General features: G+C 57.4%; 19 protein-coding genes. 11 read left to right on the forward strand and 8 right to left on the reverse strand.

Annotation, left to right across the window (positions count from 1 at the left end; genetic code table 11):
* Positions 1-100: 100 nt before the first annotated feature.
* A complete protein-coding gene (locus OR573_01040; GenBank protein XGA80270.1) occupies positions 101-1411 on the reverse strand; it encodes a diguanylate cyclase in 1311 nt (436 codons plus the stop codon).
* A 214-nt stretch (positions 1412-1625) separates the two neighbouring features.
* Between OR573_01040 and OR573_01045 the strand changes: the two genes are divergently transcribed.
* From OR573_01045 to OR573_01055, 3 genes are all read left to right on the forward strand, one after another.
* On the forward strand, positions 1626-2195 hold the full coding sequence (locus tag OR573_01045; GenBank protein ID XGA80271.1) for a YgjV family protein: 570 nt from the start codon (positions 1626-1628) through the stop codon (positions 2193-2195).
* Between the two features lie 106 nt (positions 2196-2301).
* Positions 2302-3666 (forward strand): VOC family protein, encoded by a 1365-nt coding sequence (locus OR573_01050; GenBank protein ID XGA80272.1) that lies wholly within the window; start codon positions 2302-2304, stop codon positions 3664-3666.
* A 74-nt stretch (positions 3667-3740) separates the two neighbouring features.
* Positions 3741-4034 carry a hypothetical protein gene (locus tag OR573_01055; GenBank protein XGA81642.1) on the forward strand — a complete coding sequence of 98 codons (294 nt, stop codon included), beginning with the start codon at positions 3741-3743 and terminating at the stop codon, positions 4032-4034.
* A gap of 16 nt (positions 4035-4050) precedes the next feature.
* On the opposite strand, the gene OR573_01060 is transcribed toward OR573_01055, so the two are convergent.
* Positions 4051-4614, reverse strand: a complete 564-nt coding sequence (locus OR573_01060) for a gamma-glutamylcyclotransferase (GenBank protein ID XGA80273.1) — start codon at positions 4612-4614, stop codon at positions 4051-4053.
* 36 nt (positions 4615-4650) lie between these two features.
* Here OR573_01060 and OR573_01065 point away from each other — a divergent pair, with 36 nt between their 5' ends.
* On the forward strand, positions 4651-5562 hold the full coding sequence (locus OR573_01065; GenBank protein XGA80274.1) for a histone deacetylase: 912 nt from the start codon (positions 4651-4653) through the stop codon (positions 5560-5562).
* Between the two features lie 32 nt (positions 5563-5594).
* On the forward strand, positions 5595-6434 hold the full coding sequence (locus tag OR573_01070; protein ID XGA80275.1) for a cobalamin biosynthesis protein CbiX: 840 nt from the start codon (positions 5595-5597) through the stop codon (positions 6432-6434).
* 30 nt (positions 6435-6464) lie between these two features.
* Here the strand turns inward: OR573_01070 and OR573_01075 are convergent, their stop codons facing one another.
* Positions 6465-7040 (reverse strand): hypothetical protein, encoded by a 576-nt coding sequence (locus OR573_01075; protein ID XGA80276.1) that lies wholly within the window; start codon positions 7038-7040, stop codon positions 6465-6467.
* Between the two features lie 320 nt (positions 7041-7360).
* On the opposite strand from OR573_01075, the gene OR573_01080 reads away from it, so the two are divergent.
* A complete protein-coding gene (locus OR573_01080; protein XGA80277.1) occupies positions 7361-9079 on the forward strand; it encodes a methyl-accepting chemotaxis protein in 1719 nt (572 codons plus the stop codon).
* A gap of 58 nt (positions 9080-9137) precedes the next feature.
* On the opposite strand, the gene OR573_01085 is transcribed toward OR573_01080, so the two are convergent.
* The 4 genes from OR573_01085 to OR573_01100 form a co-directional block, all read right to left on the reverse strand.
* On the reverse strand, positions 9138-9506 hold the full coding sequence (locus tag OR573_01085; protein XGA80278.1) for a hypothetical protein: 369 nt from the start codon (positions 9504-9506) through the stop codon (positions 9138-9140).
* Positions 9507-9615: 109 nt separating this feature from the next.
* Positions 9616-10263 (reverse strand): lysozyme-like domain containing protein, encoded by a 648-nt coding sequence (locus OR573_01090; GenBank protein XGA80279.1) that lies wholly within the window; start codon positions 10261-10263, stop codon positions 9616-9618.
* A gap of 96 nt (positions 10264-10359) precedes the next feature.
* Positions 10360-11934, reverse strand: coding sequence for a deoxyribodipyrimidine photo-lyase (locus OR573_01095; GenBank protein XGA80280.1), 1575 nt, complete (start codon positions 11932-11934; stop codon positions 10360-10362).
* Between the two features lie 48 nt (positions 11935-11982).
* The gene (locus OR573_01100; GenBank protein XGA80281.1) at positions 11983-12435 is read right to left on the reverse strand and encodes a copper chaperone PCu(A)C; all 453 of its coding nucleotides are present in this window, start codon (positions 12433-12435) and stop codon (positions 11983-11985) included.
* 233 nt (positions 12436-12668) lie between these two features.
* Between OR573_01100 and OR573_01105 the strand changes: the two genes are divergently transcribed.
* Positions 12669-12971, forward strand: coding sequence for an antibiotic biosynthesis monooxygenase (locus tag OR573_01105; protein XGA80282.1), 303 nt, complete (start codon positions 12669-12671; stop codon positions 12969-12971).
* Between the two features lie 18 nt (positions 12972-12989).
* Here the strand turns inward: OR573_01105 and OR573_01110 are convergent, their stop codons facing one another.
* On the reverse strand, positions 12990-13928 hold the full coding sequence (locus OR573_01110) for a LysR substrate-binding domain-containing protein (protein ID XGA80283.1): 939 nt from the start codon (positions 13926-13928) through the stop codon (positions 12990-12992).
* Positions 13929-14108: 180 nt separating this feature from the next.
* On the opposite strand from OR573_01110, the gene OR573_01115 reads away from it, so the two are divergent.
* The 4 genes from OR573_01115 (at position 14109) to OR573_01130 (ending at position 18977) form a co-directional block, all read left to right on the forward strand.
* Positions 14109-15491 (forward strand): L-serine ammonia-lyase, encoded by a 1383-nt coding sequence (locus tag OR573_01115; GenBank protein XGA80284.1) that lies wholly within the window; start codon positions 14109-14111, stop codon positions 15489-15491.
* A 558-nt stretch (positions 15492-16049) separates the two neighbouring features.
* Positions 16050-17171, forward strand: coding sequence for a GlxA family transcriptional regulator (locus OR573_01120; GenBank protein XGA80285.1), 1122 nt, complete (start codon positions 16050-16052; stop codon positions 17169-17171).
* Between the two features lie 232 nt (positions 17172-17403).
* A complete protein-coding gene (locus OR573_01125) occupies positions 17404-18381 on the forward strand; it encodes a dipeptidase (GenBank protein XGA80286.1) in 978 nt (325 codons plus the stop codon).
* A gap of 50 nt (positions 18382-18431) precedes the next feature.
* Positions 18432-18977: a DUF5943 domain-containing protein gene (locus tag OR573_01130; GenBank protein XGA80287.1), complete on the forward strand. Its 546-nt coding sequence runs from the start codon at positions 18432-18434 to the stop codon at positions 18975-18977.
* Positions 18978-18987 lie beyond the last annotated feature (10 nt).

The raw sequence follows: 18987 nt of genomic DNA on the forward strand, positions 1-18987 counted from the left end.
GAGTTTCACCAAGGGGAGTGCGTCAAAGCGACTCGTACGCCTAGAATGAACACTTTTACTGAGCTGGGTCATTACCCGAACAGGACACATTTGCTAACGGCTAGTTATCCATCACCGGCTGGGCTTCAACCACTTGGTTACGGCCTGCAAATTTGGCTTTGTAGAGGGCGTCGTCGAGGCGTTTCATGCAGCTGCGCGGGTCATCGGTGGGCTGCAGGGTGGTGACGCCCAGGCTGGCGGTGAGATGGCCGATCACCGCGAAAGAGTGTTCTGCAATCAGGCGGCGCAGGCGTTCGGCCAGATGGCGGGCTTCGAGCAGGTCAGTGTCAGGCAGAATGATCACAAATTCTTCGCCGCCCCAGCGGGCCAGCAGGTCGGGCACACGCAGGTTGGCACTGAGCAGCCGGGTGAGAGCCACCAGAACATCATCGCCTACGTCATGGCCGTGGGTATCGTTGATCGGCTTGAAATGGTCAATATCCAGCATAATAAGGGCGCTGATCACGCCGTTACGCCGCCGCCGTGCCAGGGTCTTTTCAATTTCTTCATCAAAGCGTTTGCGGTTGTAGGCACCGGTCAGGTGGTCAGTAATGGCATTGCGTGCCAGCTCATCTTCCAGGCGTTGCTGTTCGGTGATGTCCTGCACCGTGCCGATCATGCGCAGAGCCCAGCCTGACGGGCTGAATTCAACCTGGCCCCGCTCATGTAGTGTATGGATGCTACCGTCCGGGCGCACGACGCGGTGAATGACATCATAGGGTGCCCCTTTCAAGGCTGCATCAAAGGCGGCCTGCACGGCGTGGCGGTCTTCTGGGTGGATGGCCTGCATGAAGATGTCGTGGCTGATCCGCTCGTCGAAAGGGCGGCCAAACATCTGGTAAATCTGTTCACACCAGCGAATTTCACCGCTGTTAAAGTCTGAAATCCAATTGCCCAGACGCGCAATGCGTTGGGCTTCCAGCAGATCTTTTTCGCGCTGCAGCAGGGCTATACGCTGGGCTTTTGGTTCACTGATATCGCGCACCGTGGCCTGTAACAGGGTACCCTCATCAGGAAGATCGAGGCGGTAAAGCATGACCTCAGCGCTGAATTGGCGGCCGTGCAGATCCTTAAGGCACCATTCAAAAAAGCATCGGCCGCTTTCTAACGCCTGTGCGATCAGGTTAGCACCCTGTACCTTGCTGAGCTTGCCATCAGGTTGGGTGGCGGGGGAAAGACGCTCAATATCCAGTGTGGCCAGGTCCTCGTCTTGAGGAATGGCGAAAAGTGCCAAGGTGGCAGGGTTGCAGTCAATGATGCGCCCGTGTTTGAAAAACACGATAGCTTCACGAGACTGCAGAAAAGCAGCGCGATAGCGATAGAGTAAAGGGCTATCTGACGCGGTGCAGATAGCGTCGTGTTGATGCTCCATGAAAAGGGTCCTGTTACGGAGTTCGAACACAGCAAGGTCGCCGACGAGCGTCAGCCTGTAATGGCATCACTAACCTAGAATTAAGTTACATTAATTGTAGCTGAAAACCACGTTAACCGCTTTAAAACGTGCCTGAGTAATGATCTGTCGCATGCCGCTTGCATAAAAATGTTGAATTCATTGGGGCTGGCTACTTTAAGGAGATTTAACAATCATGTGGGAAACATACGGTGCCAGCCTGCTGGCAGGGCAGTTTTTTGGCCTGGTGGCCCTGGCAATCTGCATAGCCGCCTTTGCCAGCAAGCAGGATGATCGCTTGATGGTGCTGCTGATCTCCGCCAATGTGGCTTTTGCGCTGCAGTTCATGTTTTTTGCTAGCTGGACGGCTGCGGTGCTGACCCTGTTGGTGATTGTGCGGATCATGCTGGCGCGACGTTATGTGGGCAGCCGCAAGGTGCTGGTGGGGGTACTGCTCGCCAACCTGCTGGCGGCAGCGCTCACCTGGCAGCACTGGGTTGATGTGTTTCCGCTGATCGCCGCGACTCTGGGGTCATTGAGCATGTTCCTGCTACGCGGCATTGCCATGCGGGTCGGGCTGGGGCTGGCTGCGCTGGCGTGGATGCTTAACAACATCCTGATTGGCTCGATTGGCGGCACCCTGGCAGAAGGCCTGGTGGTGGTGACCAATGCCATTACCATCTGGCGTCTGCTGAGGGTGCGGCGCAAGTACCCGGAAGTATTTGATGCCAGCCTGGAGGAAGCCGCCCAAGAGCCCCGTGATTAAATCCTAGTGGCGCGTATCTGCACGAAGAGCGGGAATTTTCGAACGAGTCAGGCGCGCCACTGGTTTATGGTAACTCTTGGATACTTACCATCTTCTGGAGTGCATCATGACTGAGTGGGTTAGCCCCGATCATATACGCGACCGTTTTTCCAAGGCGATGTCGGCCATGTATCAGAGCGAAGTGCCTCAATACGGCACCTTGCTGGAACTGGTGGCGAGCGTCAATCAGCAGGTGCTGTCCCAGTCGCCTGAACTGCACACCCGCATGCAGCAAGGTGGCGAGCTGCCGCGCCTGGGGGTGGAGCGTCACGGCGCCATTCGGGTGGGCACGCCTGCTGAGCTTGCCATGTTGCGTCGCCTGTTTGCGGTGATGGGCATGTTCCCGGTGGGGTATTACGACCTTTCTGAAGCCGGTGTGCCGGTTCACTCAACGGCCTTCCGGCCGATTGACGAGGCGTCACTAGGTTACAACCCCTTCAGGGTGTTTACCTCGCTCTTACGCCTGGAACTGATTGATGACCCGGCACTGCGCGAGCAGGCCAGTGCCATTCTGGCCGAGCGGGATATTTTCACGCCGCAGGCCAAGGCGCTGATCGCACGCTACGAACAACAGGGCGGCCTGAACGAGCAGGATGCTGAGCAGTTTGTTGAGCAGGCGCTGGAGACCTTCCGCTGGCATGAAGAGGCAACGGTAGAGGTGGCCACCTATCAGGCGCTTAGCCAGGAACATCGCCTGATTGCTGACGTGGTATGTTTCCGCGGCCCGCATATCAATCACCTCACCCCGCGCACCCTGGATATTGATGCTGTTCAACGGCAGATGCCGGAATACGGCATCGACCCCAAGGCGGTGATTGAAGGGCCACCCCGCCGCCAGTGTCCGATCCTGCTGCGCCAGACCAGCTTCAAGGCGCTGGATGAGCCGATCCGTTTTGCGGATGCCGCTGAAGGCTACCACAGCGCCCGTTTTGGTGAGATTGAGCAGCGCGGTGTGGCCCTGACGCATAAAGGCCGGGCCCTGTATGACCGTTTGCTGGCCAAGGCGCGTCAAACGCCTGCTGCTGATAACGCTGCCCATCAAGCGGTGCTGCAGGACGCATTCAGTGACTTTCCGGATGATGAAACCACCTTACGCCGTGAAAAGCTGGCGTTCTTCCACTATCGGGCAGATCCAGGTGTGAGCGTCACCCACTCGCAGGATATCGAGTCGCTGATTGCCGCAGGCGCTCTGGTCGCCACACCGATGATCTACGAAGATTTTCTGCCCATCAGTGCTGCCGGTATCTTTCAATCCAATCTGGGCGATGCCAACCGTGATGAATACCAAAGCCGCTCTAACCAGGCGCAGTTTGAACAGGCGCTGGGCACCCAGGTAACCGACGAAATCAGCCTGTATGCCGAGCGTGAAAAAGCTTCGCTGGCCCAGGCGTTGGCGGCGTTAGGCATGAGTGAACAGTCAGCGACGGAATGATGAGGATTGCAGCCCGTGCCTTGCCGTGGTGTAGTTCTCCGCCTTGATGAATGCAAAAGGCAGGCAAGCGGATGATACACACAAATGGATTTTTTGAAGGCGTAGGAGAAACCATTGGCGAGGCGATCAGCGCCCTGGTAACCGGGCTTTTGTCCTTGTCGGATGGTTCTCTGGGTGCCTTTGAAGATTTTATCAGAGGGCTGGCCGGGTCGCTGGGCATCAGCCCGTCATTTTTCAGCATACTGGTGCTGGTGATCGGGCTGTGGGTGCTGTGGCGGGGCATCAGCGCTCTGCTGCGCGGTGCTCTGCTGGGTGCCATTGTGCGCATTGTGCTGGGGCTGATGATTCTATCCTGGCTGTTGACCTAGCCGCTTCGTGGCGACCCTAGCGCAGGGCCAGCAGGTGCCTTTCCAGCGCCATGATATGGTCATCCTCAACGGCCATCTCGCGTAGCGCCTGAGCCAGATTAAGCAGGTAATCACGGTTCGGGCCGCTTGGGCCGTGGGCGCGGTCAATCTGCTCGGCGATAGCCGCGAGAGGCGATTCCCCGAGGAAGGCCGGGTTATCCTGAGTGGCCATGTAAACCAGGCCACTCGCGGTACTGTTATCGCTGAAGTGCAGGCTAACGGTTTCCCGCAGGTAGCCGTTTTTTTCACGGATATCCAGCGGTTTGAGCGTCTCGCCGCTGATCCGGTAGGCCATGCCATGGCAGGGCGTGCCCGGCGAGGCAATCAGGGTTGCCACCCGGCCCGGTGATTCGAGGGTGCCGCGGTGGTCGTGGGAGCCCTGCCAGAAGCGCCGCTCCCAGCCATAAATCGTGGCTCGGCGGCGCTCCAGGTAAGGGAAGTCCGCTTTCCAGATAAGCGAGCCATAGCCAAACAGCCAGACCGATTCGTCATCCGCAATCTGGTGGCGCTGCTGGTTGAATGCGCTGGTATCCTGCATCATGGGCGTTTGCTCCCGTGTGAAATCGAGTGTCTGACAATGCCGCTGACCGTTATTCATCACCCTGGCTATACCATTGAACTGCCTGATAACCATCCTTTCCCGATGATGAAGTTTCGCGTGCTGCGCGAACAGTTGGCGAAGGCGCAGCTGGCGATGCCAATTCGCTGGGAAAAGCCACAGCCGGTTAGCTTGCAGGCATTACATCGCGTACACCACAAAGAGTATATCAGTGCACTGATCAGCGGGCAGCTTGACCGTGCCGCCCAAAGGCGCAGCGGCTTTGGCTGGTCGCCTGCTCTGGTTGAGCGGGTGCGGCTTGAGACCGGCGGCACCCTGCTGACGGTGGAAGCCGCGTTGGCCACCGGGCTGGCGTGCAATTCCGCCGGCGGCACTCACCATGCGCACGCGGATGCGGCCAGCGGCTACTGCCTGATCAATGACCTGGCGGTGGCCGCCGCCGATGCCTTGGCCAGGGGCTGGGTCTCCCGGGTGCTGATTGTGGATCTCGATGTGCATCAGGGCGACGGCACGGCGCGGCTGTTTACCCATGAGGCGGGCGTGTTTACATTTTCTATCCATGCCGGCCGCAATTTTCCAGCGCGTAAGGCACGTAGCGATCTGGATATCGCTCTGGAGAACGGCCTGGAAGACGCTGACTATCTCAGTGCGCTAGAGGCGCGCTTGCCGGGGCTGCTCGCCGCCTATCAGCCGGATCTGGTGCTGTATGATGCCGGAGTAGACGTACACCGCGATGACCGGCTGGGCTATCTGGCGCTGAGCGATGCTGGCCTTTATCAGCGTGACTATTACGTGCTGGCAGCCTGCCGTGAGCGTAATATTCCGGTCGCGGCAGTCATTGGCGGTGGCTATGATCGTGATATTGCCGCTCTGGCCGCGCGCCATGCCCAGCTGCATCGTGCCGCCGCCGATGTGTTAGCCAGTGGCTGAATCAGATGATCCATACATAGTCAGGAGACAGCATGCAGGCAATTTTTCTGGTCGATAACGGTTCCTTGCGGCCCGAGGCAACGCTTAATCTGCGCCGCGTGGCGGCCCTGTTGAGCGAACGTAGCGGCCACTTTGTGCAGGCAGCCTCACTGTTGCATTCCAACAAGGTGCCTGCCGAGGCGCTGGGCGGCGAGTCGGCCGTCACTCTGGGGCCTGCCGTTGAGAAAGCGGCTCAGGCAGGGGCTGAGGAAATCATTGTGTTGCCGTTCTTTTTCGGCCCCAGCCGCGCCCTGACCGACTACCTGCCGGAACGTATGGCGGCAGCACAGGCACGTTTTCCCGGTCTGCGCGTGCGGGTGGCCATGCCGCTGGTGGATGAGCTGGGCGAGGTGGATACGCGCCTGGCGCAATTGCTGGCTGACAATGTACGTGAGCAACTGACGCCGGAGAGTCAATCCAGCGTGGTGCTGGTGGACCACGGCAGCCCTATCCCGGAAGTGGCGGCCATTCGTCAGCGTCTGAGCGGGCAGTTGAGCATGCTGCTGGCAGACGAGGTTCGCTGCGTTACCTCGGCCTCCATGGAACGGCGCGAAGGCGATGCCTATCGCTTTAACGAGCCACTGCTGGAAACCCTGCTGGCTAATCCGGCGCTGCCAGAAGGCGAAGTCATTCTTGCCATGCTGTTTTTATCGCCAGGCCGACATGCCGGTGAAGGTGGGGATATTGCCACCATCAACGCTGCAGCCATGCAGGCTCGCCCGGGATTGAAAATTGTGCCTACCCAACTGGTGGGAGAGCATGTCGGCATTGTAGAGATTCTGCAGTCACGCCTTGCTGCCGTGCTGGAAGGTCAATGCCTGCTGGAATGCTGAGCCTTTGGATGTTCAATCGACGTACGCCTTTCAGCCAATGATTTTGGTATAGGTCTCATCGGAGGCAGGTTTTCGGTTGGCGTCCAGCATGTCGCCGTCGAACAGTTCACCAATTTCCTTGGCGATATCGACATAGGCAATCATCTGCTTGTTGCGCCTTTTGTGCAGCGGCGGCTTGACCAGCAGACTGATCCCGCGGATAGGCTGATGCACCTCGCCGCGTAACAGATCAGGCATTTCCCCCGGCGGGAAGGCATTGGCAATGGTGATCGGGTTGGAGGGCTGCACGCCGTCGATATGAAAGACCTTCTTGATCGGATCAAAGCGGGCCTGTTTGTCTTCCAGCCATTCGGTCAGGCGTTGGTCGGTAGCTTCATCGGGATGTGCAAAAATCACAAAGAGTGAGTGCTGCTTACCCTTGGCCCGCGTTTTATTGCTGCCACCCGTCTCTGTTTCTGGCGGGCTGTCAATCGCGCCAGATTTAGTTGTTTGGGTGTCCAGAGCGTCTTTTGAATGCTGCTCATCTTCGCCGCCGCTACCCCGAGTTGCCATGACGATCAGCACGGCCACTGCAGCCAGCCCCAGCAACACCGAGAAATTATCCATTGACGTCTCCTCGAAGCTTATAGCGTAGGTTTGATAATCAATCTAACAGCCTGCTGCTGCCTGCAGCGCGCCAAAAAAGCCCCTAATCGCCTAGGGTTTTTGAACCTTGATTCGCCTTGCATTGGTGTACCCCCCCAGCCATTGAAATAAAAGTCATGCCTTGTTGATGTACATCAAATGGCGGACTGACACTTTACGCCAAGAATATGTATTATTGTTAAATATAGCTATCAAGACAGAAGATGCTGGCTATCGCTAACCACGTTCTCTATCAGAAGCGGTTCTTTACCTGATCCCTTATCCTGCCGGAAGGAGTACAAATGCGCGTAACAATAAAGGCACGCCTGATTACGGTGATCAGCGTGATGTTGATATTGATGCTGGTGGTAGGTGCCATGGGCTTTAGTGGAATGCTGTCATCCAACCGGGCGGTGGATACCATTTACCAGGATAACCTGCGTAATACACAGCGTATTGCAGCGTTGAATGAGTATGCCAAGGATATGATCATGGAGCTTTCGCTGTCGGGCCAGCACAACCCGATATTGCCAGTCAGTAGCTTGCATGATCACCCGGTGCAGCTGCATATGGACAACATTGTCCAGAATCTTTCCAATATTGATTCAACCTGGGAAGCTTTGATGGCCCGCGACCTTCCGGCTGACGTCGCTGCGCTGGCAGAACAGTTCCGTGAAGACTATCGAGCGCTGCTGTCTATCGTTGCGCCGATCATGCCGATGTATAGCATGGGCAATTTCGAACAGGCAGACGAGCAGGCGTTTACCGAAGCATTGCCCGCCTATCGTCAGATGAGCGAAACTCTGACAGAGCTGATTGAACTTGAAGAGCGGGCGGCACAGGATGAATACCAGGCAGCGCTGTCGCGCGCTGATTTTATGCGCAACCTGATGATTGGTGCCCTGGCGATTGCCGTACTGCTTGGCGGCATCATGGGCTGGCTGCTGATTCAACGTATTACTCAGCCTTTGGCGATGGCGCGCAAGCATTTCCATGCCATGGCAGAAGGGGATCTGACCCATAAAGTCACGTCCAGCCACCGTGATGAAATCGGCGATATGCTGATTGAGCTGGATGACATGCAGAGCAAGCTGCAATCGCTGATTGGTGAAATCCAGACGTCGGCTGACGCGATTTCGACCGCTTCCTCGCAGATTTCCAGCGGTAATATTGACCTTTCCCAACGCACCGAACAACAGGCCTCCAGCCTGCAGGAAACAGCGGCAAGCATGGAGCAGGTAGCGTCTACGGTGAAAAACAATACCCAGCATACCGGTGAAGCCAACCAGCTCGCCCATACCGCCAGCCGGTCGGCCAGCTATGGGGGCGACAAGGTCTCTGAAGCGGTGGGCAAAATGCACGAGTTGACCGAAAGCTCGGAGAAAATCAGCGGTATTGTCAGCCTGATCGACGGCATTGCTTTCCAGACCAACATCCTGGCCTTGAATGCCTCTGTAGAAGCGGCACGTGCCGGTGAACAGGGGCGCGGCTTTGCCGTAGTAGCCCAGGAAGTGCGCAGCCTGGCCCAGCGCTCCGCCGATGCCGCCAAGCAGATTCAGGGGCTGATTGTAGAAAACGATGAGGTGGTCAAGCAGGGCAGTTCGCTGGTGGAAGCCGTGGGTGATTCCATGCAGCAGATTGTGACCAATATCGGTAAGGTGTCGGACCTGATGGAAGAGGTCAGCCGGGCATCTGATGAGCAGACCTCGGCGATTGACCAGATGAGCACGGCGATCAACCAGATGGATGACGTGACTCAGCAGAATGCGGCGCTGGTGGAAGAAACCGCCAATGCGTCTGCCTCCATGGAAGAACAGGCGCGCGACCTGGCTAAAGCAGTCGCCTTCTTCAGAATCCGTCAGGGCGAAGCGCGCCCAGCGTTGATGACGCCGCCTGCCGAAGCAGCGCGTCCTGCGTTGCAAGCCAATGGCTCAAGCCGCCCCACGGCGCCCAAGACGTTGCATCAGCGCAAGCCTGTTGAGAAACCGTCACAGGATGAGGACGATTGGGAAACCTTCTGACCATTACGATGATTGACGCCAGTGGTTGAGCAATCAATAGCAACCAGCAATCTCTGAATTAACGCCGCTGCCAGGGCCAGCGGCGTTTTTTTGTCTCTCCAAGCTGAATAATGGCTGCGTCAAGCGGTTCCAGAATGGCGCTGAGCTGGCGGTAGCAGACAGCGCTGCTAAGCACGCCGGGGCACTGTTTAAGTAGCAGGTCGCTGCCCTGGGAGGCCACCAGCAACTGCTTGGCGAGCAAAGGGTCGCCGAAAGCTGCCTGTTGATAGCAGCGTTTCAGCTCACGGCTCAGCAGGGCGAGCAGGCTGGCATCCAGCCAGCAGGGCAGCGGATCATCCAGGCGCCCCGCCATGGAGCCTTGAATAGCCTCGAAGGACGTGCGAATAAAGATCAGCGTTTGACGCAGTTGACGTGTTTCAGAGTTCATCGTGCCAAACCTTTGAAGACCCCGGCGATTTAAGGATAACGACTCAGGCCGAAGGAGGGTTGCAAATAATATTTATTCTCATTTAATCTAGCGGCATCCTCGGGTTCTGTCAATCCGCACGGCAAAATGGCCATATCTGATAAAAGCTGTCGCACTGGAACTCACTTTCACAGCTGGCCAGTTGCGCGCTGTAACGACTGGCGCGCTGAGCGACCTGACGCGCTGCCCGCTGAACAGCCGATTTTTGGCGATAGCTGCCGCGTTGATAACCGCCCGCACCTTCATGATAGGCCAGATACAGGTGTTCGGGGTTGTTCAGGGAGATGCCCGTCTGTGCCTGGGTGCGGGTGTTATACCAGCCGATAAAATCGGTGGCATGTTTCATATGGGTACGCCGGGCAAAAGTGCTGCCCGCCTGGTCGCGGTATTCTCCCCAGACCGGATCCTGAGCCTGGGCGTAGCCTTTCGCTGACGACGGCCTGGGGCCGGGAATGAAGCCTAGAATCTTACTGCGCGGCGGTTTGGCATGGCTTCTGAATGACGATTCCTGCTGGATGAACGCCAGTTGGGTGGCAATCGGGGTGCCCCACTTTTCCTGGGAATCGTGGGCGTAATCGTACCAGTCCGGCTGTTCACGAAAGATCTCGCAGATATTGCTTTGTTCCTGCGGTGGGCTGGGGGCCAGCATGGCGCAGCCGGTCATGATAGAGGCCAGGCCTAGCAGGCTGAATAACCGTAGCAGTGATTTTCGGTGCATTATCGTTAACCGTTTTGTTCTGGCATGGTGTGTTGCGGAGCGCGCTTCTGAACTTGGTTCAAGTCTACTACTTGCTGCAGAAAGGTGCCCATGCTTCTAGTTGTCCTCAGCGGGCTTGCCGTCAACGAAAAGTGTTAGCTGGCGACTGGATACTGTGCGGCGTTTCGAGCGTTTGCGCCCTGAAACAGAACTTTGGCTGGCAAGTTTACCCAGCAGTGCCTGGCTTTGCTGGCGTGCCTGCGGTGTACGTCTCAGCTGGTAAAGGCAATCTTTCCAGTGGCGCGCTTCGCGTTCGAAATCATATGGCAAAGGGTAGTCACTTCCCGGCTGAAACCCGAAGTGCTGGCGTAAAGATGTTGGCAATGCCCAGGGCTTTCTGCGCCACTCAAGCGGTAAGGCCGCCAGTTCCGGCACCCAATGGGCAATGAAACCCCCTTTTGGGTCGTTGTCTTCCGCCTGTTTGAGCGGGTTATAGACACGTAGGGCATTGGTGCCGGTTGCGCCGGACTGCATCTGGATCTGAGGGTAGTGAATGCCAGGTTCGTAATCGGTAAACAGCCGGGCCAGATGCAGTGCGGGTTCCCGCCAATGCAGTCCCAGCCCAAAGGTGGCGAAGGAAATCAGCATGGCGCGCATGCGAAAATTCAGCCAGCCAGTGGCGATCAGGCTGCGCATGCAGGCATCTACCAGTGGCACGCCGGTCTGCCCCTGCTGCCAGGCCAGCAGGTGCGGATGCTTCGGGTCGCGTTCGCGCAGGCCACGCAGCGCAGGGTGAAGCGTGCGGTATTCCATATCCGGCTGGCTTTCCAGCTTCTGGATGAAGTGGCAGTGCCAGTAAAGCCGTGATGTAAATGCTCTTAGGGATGCCGACCAGCGTGGGTCACACTGATGCTTTTGGCGTTGGCGGCGCAGGGACTGGACGACTTCGCGTAGGGAAAGAGTGCCCCAGGCCAGATGTGGCGATAAGCGTGAGCCAAATTCCCAGGCCAGCAAGGGGTTGGAAAGCGACCCGCGATAGCGCAGCCCGCGGTGTTGCACGAAACTGCGCCACAGGGCCCGGCCAGCCTGACGGCCGCCAGACTGGCGCTGAGGGCAGGGCGTCTGGTCATACCCCAGGGTGAGTGCGTTGAGCGAGGCGATGCTGACGTGATGAAAGGCTTCCCAGCCATTGGCCGGTTCAGCGTTGGCAGGGGCGGGGACAGTCGCTGATGCCATCAAGGTTTCCCATTGGGTTTCCCACTGCTGGCGCTGCGCTAGCCCGCGAACAACTCCATGCTGACGAGCCTGATGCCAGCTGACAGCGCTTGTCTGGCACCAGGCGGCGACGGCATCGTCACGGGCATGGCTCCAGGCGTTACCGGTTTCCTGGTGCGAATGGAGGGCAAAGTCGCCATAGCGAGCTTTCAGCGCATCAAGCAACGCCAGTATGCTGCCCTGCCAGCAGCACAGCGGCAGATTGAGGTTCGCCAATGCATGGGCAAGATCAACCAGGCAGTCAGCCGCAAACTGCCAGTGGCGTAACGCGCTGTCCGGCGTTTGCCACTGTTCAGGCTCAATGGCAAAAACAGCCAGCACCGGGCCCTGGGCAGCTGCCTGTTGCAAGGGCTGATGGTCATGAATGCGCAGGTCGCGCTTGAACCACACGACCTGAACGATACGGTCTTCTGCCATGGGTCACCTATGGGAGGTCACCTTGCCGGGCTGATGGCGCTTGAGACGTTATTCCTGGTGATGACGCATTGGCATGACCGGTCGCACGGGGGCATCAAGTTCCAGCGTTTCACCGTTATCAAAGTTCAGGCTTACCCCTACCTGATCGCCTTCACTCACTGGGTTTTGCAGGCCAATCAGCATCAAGTGCAGGCCGCCGGGTGCCAGTGTGGCAGAGCCACCTGCGGGTACCTCTATGGCCTCAATCTGACGCATTTGCATCACGCCGTCTACATCCACGTGGTTATGCAGCTCGGTATGCTCGGCAATGCTATTGTCGGCACTGATCAGGCGAACCGCGCTATCACTGCTATTGTGCAAGGTCATGAAAGCGGCGGTGGCAGGTGAGCCGGGCGGTACCTCACGCACGTAAGGATCATCGACGCTCAAGGTAGTGGCACTGGCTGTCGCGGCAAATAACAGGCTGCCCAAGGCGAGCGTAGCAAAGCGTAATGTTGGCATAAGCGTTCTCTGGCGTGGTGGTAGAAAAAGCAGGGGTCGCTAATATTGATGGTCTGTAGTTTTCATTATAAGCATTTTACCGGCGCGCCTTCCCTGCTGTGCGACACTTCGCTCCAGGCAGCAGGTGATAGGCATCAAGTATCGTTGCGGTAGATGGCGGTTTTCAAGCGCGCTGGAACAGGGTAGCGTTAACTTTCTACAGCATCAGATGGTTATGTTAAGGAGGCCGCAGCATGTATATCGCTATGAACCGTTTTCGTATTGCGCCGGGGCGGGAAGAGGATTTCCTGAATATCTGGCGTAATCGCGACAGTTACCTGGATGAAGTGCCGGGCTTCAAGTCGTTTCATATGCTCCAGGGTGAGAGCAAAGAAGACTGTACGGTATTTATTTCTCACAGCGAATGGACGTCACAAGCCGCGTTTCGCGCCTGGACCAAATCCGAGGCATTCCGCAAGGCGCATGCCAACGCCAAGGCGCCCGAAGGGATCTATCTTGGCCCGCCGCAGTTCGAGGGCTATGACGTCGTGCTTTGAGGGCTGCCATGTTTGAGGTTACGCCTGGCCCTTATCAGCGCGCTGGTCACGCCGGGCTTCCTCGACCAGCCAGTCATGCACGGCGGCTACCCGACGGTCATCCAGTGCTCCCGGCGCATGCACAATGCCGTACTGTTTGCCGGTGGCCACGCGCTGGCCAAACAAAGTGGTCAGCGCGCCACTCTCCAGTTCATCGGTGATCAGGGTGCGGCGCGCAATCGCCACGCCCATCCCTGCAATGGCAGCCTCCATGGTCAGCTGATTACGATTGAAGGTATAACCGCGACGCACGTTGATATGCGGGGCCGCGATGGCTTTCAGATAATGCTCCCACTCGGCGTAGTCATGGCTGCCGCGCCAGGCGGTCACATCATGCAGCAGTGGAAAATAGGCCAGATCTTCTGGGCGTTCCAGCGGTGGCTTGCCTGCCAACAGGGCGGGCGCACATACCGGAAAAATCAGCTCATCCATCAAAGGGGTAATGCTGAAGCCCGGGTAATAGCCATCGTTGAGGTCAATCGCCAGGTCGAAATCCCCGTCGCGCAGCGAGATATTGCTGTCCTCAGCGATAATCTGCAGTTCAATATCCGGAAAGCGCGCCTGAAGCGTTGGCAGGCGCGGCATCACCCACTTGTTCAGAAACGACGGCACGCTGCGCAGGCGCAGAATGCCGCTCATCACCCCAGAGCGCAGGCGGTGCACTTCCTGTTCGACGGCCTGATAAGCCTCTTCGGTCACTGCCGCCAGGCGTTGCCCTTCATCGGTTAATTCCAGGCGCCGGGTCAAACGCCGGAACAGGCGAAATCCCAGGCGCGCTTCAAGCTGCTTGATCTGCTGGCTGATGGCGCCGGTGGTGACATGCAGTTCCTCCGCCGCGCGGGTGAAAGAAAGGTGCCGGGCGCTAACGCTGAATACCTTGAGCCAGGCATGGGTCTGGGCATTGAGATGTCGGTTCATGGTTTAGTTTTACTAAATCAAGGAAGAGATATTTTCGATTGTACTGACCTGCGTATCCCACCAACAATAGCGCATAAGCCTGAGTAAGGCCGATAAAATAACAGATGCTTTAGTAAAATTAACCTATAACGATAATGTTGTCTTAATGGCGATGCTTGATGTCGCCTGGGGGTAAGCAGAATGTCAATCAGTGTGTTCGATCTGTTCAAGATTGGGGTAGGGCCATCAAGCTCGCATACCGTTGGGCCAATGCGGGCGGCCTTTGATTTTCTGGCTGAACTGCGCGTTCAGCAGGTGTTGCCCCAGGTGGCAAGGGTCGAAGTGCAGCTATACGGCTCGCTATCTGCCACTGGCATCGGGCATGGCACCGACCGGGCGGTGATCATGGGGTTGATGGGGGAGCGCCCTGACGAGATTGATCCAAACGTCATCAGCCCACGTATCGAAACCCTGCTGGAAACCCAGACACTGCTGCTCGACAACCGGTTGGCCATCGCCTTTGATTGGCTCAGGGATATGCAGTTGCATGATGAGTGTCTGCCTCATCATCCCAATGCCATGCGCCTGATTGCCCACGGTGCCAAGGGGGAGCTGCATCGCAATACCTATTACTCCGTGGGAGGGGGCTTTGTGGTGGATGAAGCCCAGGCTCGCGAAGGCGTGCTGGATAGCGATACCACCGTGCTGCCCTATGATTTCAACTCCGCCGCTGAGCTTATGGCACTGTGCCAGCAGCATGGCCTGAGCATCAGTGAGCTAATGCTCGAAAACGAAAAGGCCTGGCGTGGCGAAGCGCAGGTGCGAGCCGGGCTATGGGATATCTGGCGAGCCATGCAGAACTGCGTTGAGGCCGGGTTGCAAAGCACTGAAAGTATCCTGCCGGGAGGCTTGAACGTCAGGCGCCGGGCCGCCAGCCTGCATCGGCGGCTGGAGATTTTTGAGGATAACCCCAGCCTGATTACCTCAACGTTTTCGGCCATGGATTGGGTCAACGTCTTTGCCCTGGCGGTTAACGAAGAGAATGCCGCGGGTGGGCGCATGGTCACTGCTCCCACCAATGGGGCCGCAGGCATCATCCCTGCGGTGCTGCATTACTATATGAAATTCCAGCCGGATGCCTGTGAACGCAATGTGGTGGATTTTCTGCTGGCGGCCGGGGCCGTGGGGATCCTGTGCAAGAAAAACGCGTCGATTTCCGGTGCCGAGGTGGGCTGTCAGGGAGAAGTAGGCTCGGCCTGTGCCATGGCCGCTGCTGGGCTGGCCGAGGTTATGGGTGGCAGCGTGGGACAAGTGGAAAACGCCGCTGAAATTGGTCTTGAGCATAACCTGGGGCTGACTTGCGACCCGGTAGGGGGGCTGGTGCAGGTGCCGTGTATTGAGCGTAATGCGATCGCTTCCGTCAAGGCCATCAATGCTGCCCAGATGGCGCTACGCGGCGACGGTGAGCACTTTATTTCCCTGGATAAGGCGATTCGCACCATGCGCGATACCGGCCGCGATATGCAGGACAAATACAAGGAAACCTCCAAAGGAGGTCTGGCGGTCAATGCCATTGAATGCTGATTAGGGGCTGCTGACAGCGCGCCGGGCAGAGAAAAATCTCGTCCGGCGTTTCTTTTTTAGCTAAGTTTGAGAGCGACGCTCGTATATTCAAAAACGACACTTGCCGGGCTGTGAAGGGCTGAAAGATTAATTAGTGGAAAATGCGTATGTCAAAATACGACATAAGCGTTACATTCGAGCTAGGGTCTGTTGACGTTTACTCACGGCCGCGACAGAGACCCTTTTGGTGCAGAGCAAGGCGTGAGGAGCGTGGTTGGGTGGTTCCCAATTAGCGACGAACAACGCAGGGCTGTGCCAAAAGGGCCCTGTCCCTTCGGGTTGCGCGCCAAAGAACGCCATGCGGCGTTGCGCCACTCGGTAAGGGCACCACCATTGCCGTCGTGTCGCGCCTTGCCTGACGCCCTTTGGCGCAGCAACGCGGTTCGCGATGAAACGTCAACAGACCCTAGGGCTTGCCTTTCAGCGACAGACCACCCTCAGGCCAGGTCGCAGAAAGACAGATAACAGATACAAAAAGAAAATCGCTAAAGCGATGGGTGGCTGAGAGGAGATTCAACCATGACAACAAACAAAGAGAGGGCTTGCGCGCCTGCGGTACAGACCATTGGTTTTTTACTGTTGGATAATTTTACCCTGATTTCACTGGCATCAGCCATTGAGCCACTGCGCATGGCGAATCAGTTGGCGGGGCGCGAGCTTTATCGCTGGTTCACAATCAGCCTGGATGGCACCACGGTGAGCGCCAGCGATGGCTTGAAAACCGTGCCGGATGCCAGTACCTCAACGCCGCTGGCGCTGGATATGGTCATCGTCTGCGGAGGCGTAGGGCCTAGTCGTAGTGTGCAGCGTGAGCATCTCAACTGGCTGCAGTCCCAGGCGCGGGCATCGCGGCGTTTGGGCGCTGTGTGTACTGGTAGCTGGGCGCTGGCCAAGGCCGGGTTGCTGGATGGCTACGAAACCAGCGTCCACTGGGAATGCCTGGCGGCCATGCAGGAGGCCTTCCCACGGGTGGCGCTGTCCACTCGCCTGTTTACCATCGACCGCGACCGGGCAACGGCGTCTGGCGGCGCTGCGCCGCTGGATATGATGCTTAACCTGATCGGGCGTGACCATGGCCGTGAACTGTCGGCCGGTATTTCCGAGATGTTTATCTGCGAACGGGTACGCGGCGAGCAGGATCTGCAGCGGGTGCCGCTCAAGCATGTGCTGGGTACGACCCAGCCCAAACTGCTGGAAATTGTCGCCCTGATGGAAGCCAATCTTGAGGAGCCGATTGGCCTGGACGAGCTGGCGCAATACGTCAGCGTTTCGCGCCGCCAGCTGGAGCGCCTTTTCCAGAAATACCTGCACTGTTCGCCCTCGCGTTACTACCTCAAGTTACGCCTGACCCGTGCCCGCCAGCTGCTCAAGCAGACCTCCATGCCGATTATCGAAGTGGCCACGGCCTGCGGTTTTGTTTCCACGCCGCACTTTTCCAAGTGCTACCGCGAGTTCTTTGGCATCCCACCGCGGGATGAGCGCCTGGGGATCAATGGCCGAGCACCGGCGAAGTCGGTGATGGAAATGGCAGCTCTCGATTCTGCCCGTCATGATGAGCCTACATCACCGGTTTCCAGCGCTGTGTTGGCATTGGCCCAGGCTCAGGGAGAGCCGACCTATGCCAGCGTCCGGCTGTTATAGCCAAGAGCAGGCCTGCTGTTCTGGCGGTCCGTTAGCCGCGCCTTATGCAAATAGGGCGCGGTTAATTTTTAGTGCAATTTAAATAATTTCCCAGGCGTATCGCAATTGCGACACCGCTGACGTTTTTGGAATTCCACCTGTCGTTTTCAAACGCCGTCGTAAAGGTGGGGGGCGCTATGCTGCCGACACATTAATTTCATAGATCTTTTTATAGACGTGTTGGAGTATCGCCATGACCTCGCGTGAATTACACGATGACAGCATCATTATTGATGGCCTGGTAATTGCCAAATGGAACCGTGAACTGCTTGAAGATATGCGCCGTGGTGGCCTGACGGCGGCCAACTGCACGGTGTCTGTGTGGGAAGGCTTTCAGGCCACGGTGGATAACATCGTCAGCACCCGCCAGCTGATGGCAGAGAGCAGTGATCTGGTGCGGCCTGTCCACACCACGGCCGATATTCTGCGCGCCAAGGAAGAAGGCAAGACGGGCATTATCTTTGGCTTCCAGAATGCCCATGCCTTTGAAGACCAGATCGGCTATGTGGATATCTTCAAGCAGCTTGGCGTTGGCATCGTGCAGATGTGCTACAACACCCAGAACCTGGTTGGCACTGGTTGCTATGAGCGCGACGGCGGGCTTTCCGGCTTTGGGCGCGAGATTGTCGCTGAAATGAACCGCGTCGGCATGATGTGTGATCTTTCCCACGTGGGAAGCAAGACATCCGAAGAAGTGATTCTCGAATCGCAAAAGCCGGTGTGCTATTCCCACTGCCTGCCCTCCGGCCTCAAGGAGCACCCACGCAACAAGTCTGACGAAGAGCTCAGGTTCATTGCTGACCACGGCGGCTTTGTCGGTGTCACCATGTTCACGCCCTTCCTGCGCGCGGGTGTCAACGCCACTGTGGATGACTACGTAGAAGCGATTGATTACGTCATGAATATTGTCGGTGAGGATGCCATCGGTATCGGCACGGACTTTACCCAGGGGCATGATCAGGCGTTCTTTGAATGGCTGACCCATGACAAGGGCTATGCCCGCCGTCTGACCAGCTTCGGTGAAATCATCAATCCCAAGGGTATCCGCACCATTGGCGAGTTCCCCAACCTGACGGAAGCACTGCTGAAGCACGGTTTCAGCGAATCCCAGGTGCGCAAGATCATGGGCGATAACTGGGTGCGTATTCTCAAGGACGTATGGGGCGAGTAAGCCATCTGACGTTCTAGCAAACCAATAATAACGCTACAAGGAACACCACCGTGACCAAGACCGCCCCCGAACTGCCCATTGAAGTGGATAGCGAAACCGGTGTCTGGACAACCGATGCGCTGCCCATGCTGTACGTACCACGTCATTTTTTTATCAACAACCATATGGCGGTAGAGGACGCCCTGGGCGCTGAAAAGTATGCCGAGATTCTCTACCACGCCGGTTACAAAAGCGCCTGGCACTGGTGCGAAAAAGAAGCCGAACTGCATGGGTTAAGCGGCATCGAGGTGTTTGAACATTACATGCTGAGGCTTTCCCAGCGTGGCTGGGGCCGGTTTATTACCGAACAGATCGACCTGTCGGCAGGCACTGCCAAGGTGCGCCTGGAGCACAGCGCCTTTGTCTATCAGCTGGGCAAAACCGGCCGCAAGGTGGAATACATGTTCACCGGCTGGTTTGCCGGTGCCATGGACCAGATTCTGGAAGCGTCCGGCAGTGATCTGCGCACCGTCGCCGAGCAGACCCAGAGTGGCGCCGAACCAGGCTGCGACGTGGGTTACTTTGAAGTCACTCCGCGTTCGCAATCCACGCTTTAAAGGAGACAAT

Source organism: Halomonas sp. CH40, from assembly GCA_041875495.1.
Taxonomy (GTDB): Bacteria; Pseudomonadota; Gammaproteobacteria; order Pseudomonadales; family Halomonadaceae; genus Vreelandella.

What these genes read in the sequence shown, in the direction of transcription:
- OR573_01125 (XGA80286.1), top strand. Translation starts at nt 17,404, where the DNA reads ATGACCTCGCGTGAATTACACGATGACAGCATCATTATTGATGGCCTG.
- OR573_01060 (XGA80273.1), bottom strand. Translation starts at nt 4,614, where the DNA reads ATGATGCAGGATACCAGCGCATTCAACCAGCAGCGCCACCAGATTGCG.
- OR573_01065 (XGA80274.1), top strand. Translation starts at nt 4,651, where the DNA reads ATGCCGCTGACCGTTATTCATCACCCTGGCTATACCATTGAACTGCCT.
- OR573_01045 (XGA80271.1), top strand. Translation starts at nt 1,626, where the DNA reads ATGTGGGAAACATACGGTGCCAGCCTGCTGGCAGGGCAGTTTTTTGGC.
- OR573_01115 (XGA80284.1), top strand. Translation starts at nt 14,109, where the DNA reads ATGTCAATCAGTGTGTTCGATCTGTTCAAGATTGGGGTAGGGCCATCA.
- OR573_01090 (XGA80279.1), bottom strand. Translation starts at nt 10,263, where the DNA reads ATGCACCGAAAATCACTGCTACGGTTATTCAGCCTGCTAGGCCTGGCC.
- OR573_01105 (XGA80282.1), top strand. Translation starts at nt 12,669, where the DNA reads ATGTATATCGCTATGAACCGTTTTCGTATTGCGCCGGGGCGGGAAGAG.
- OR573_01100 (XGA80281.1), bottom strand. Translation starts at nt 12,435, where the DNA reads ATGCCAACATTACGCTTTGCTACGCTCGCCTTGGGCAGCCTGTTATTT.
- OR573_01110 (XGA80283.1), bottom strand. Translation starts at nt 13,928, where the DNA reads ATGAACCGACATCTCAATGCCCAGACCCATGCCTGGCTCAAGGTATTC.
- OR573_01070 (XGA80275.1), top strand. Translation starts at nt 5,595, where the DNA reads ATGCAGGCAATTTTTCTGGTCGATAACGGTTCCTTGCGGCCCGAGGCA.
- OR573_01085 (XGA80278.1), bottom strand. Translation starts at nt 9,506, where the DNA reads ATGAACTCTGAAACACGTCAACTGCGTCAAACGCTGATCTTTATTCGC.
- OR573_01075 (XGA80276.1), bottom strand. Translation starts at nt 7,040, where the DNA reads ATGGATAATTTCTCGGTGTTGCTGGGGCTGGCTGCAGTGGCCGTGCTG.
- OR573_01080 (XGA80277.1), top strand. Translation starts at nt 7,361, where the DNA reads ATGCGCGTAACAATAAAGGCACGCCTGATTACGGTGATCAGCGTGATG.
- OR573_01095 (XGA80280.1), bottom strand. Translation starts at nt 11,934, where the DNA reads ATGGCAGAAGACCGTATCGTTCAGGTCGTGTGGTTCAAGCGCGACCTG.
- OR573_01040 (XGA80270.1), bottom strand. Translation starts at nt 1,411, where the DNA reads ATGGAGCATCAACACGACGCTATCTGCACCGCGTCAGATAGCCCTTTA.
- OR573_01050 (XGA80272.1), top strand. Translation starts at nt 2,302, where the DNA reads ATGACTGAGTGGGTTAGCCCCGATCATATACGCGACCGTTTTTCCAAG.
- OR573_01120 (XGA80285.1), top strand. Translation starts at nt 16,050, where the DNA reads ATGACAACAAACAAAGAGAGGGCTTGCGCGCCTGCGGTACAGACCATT.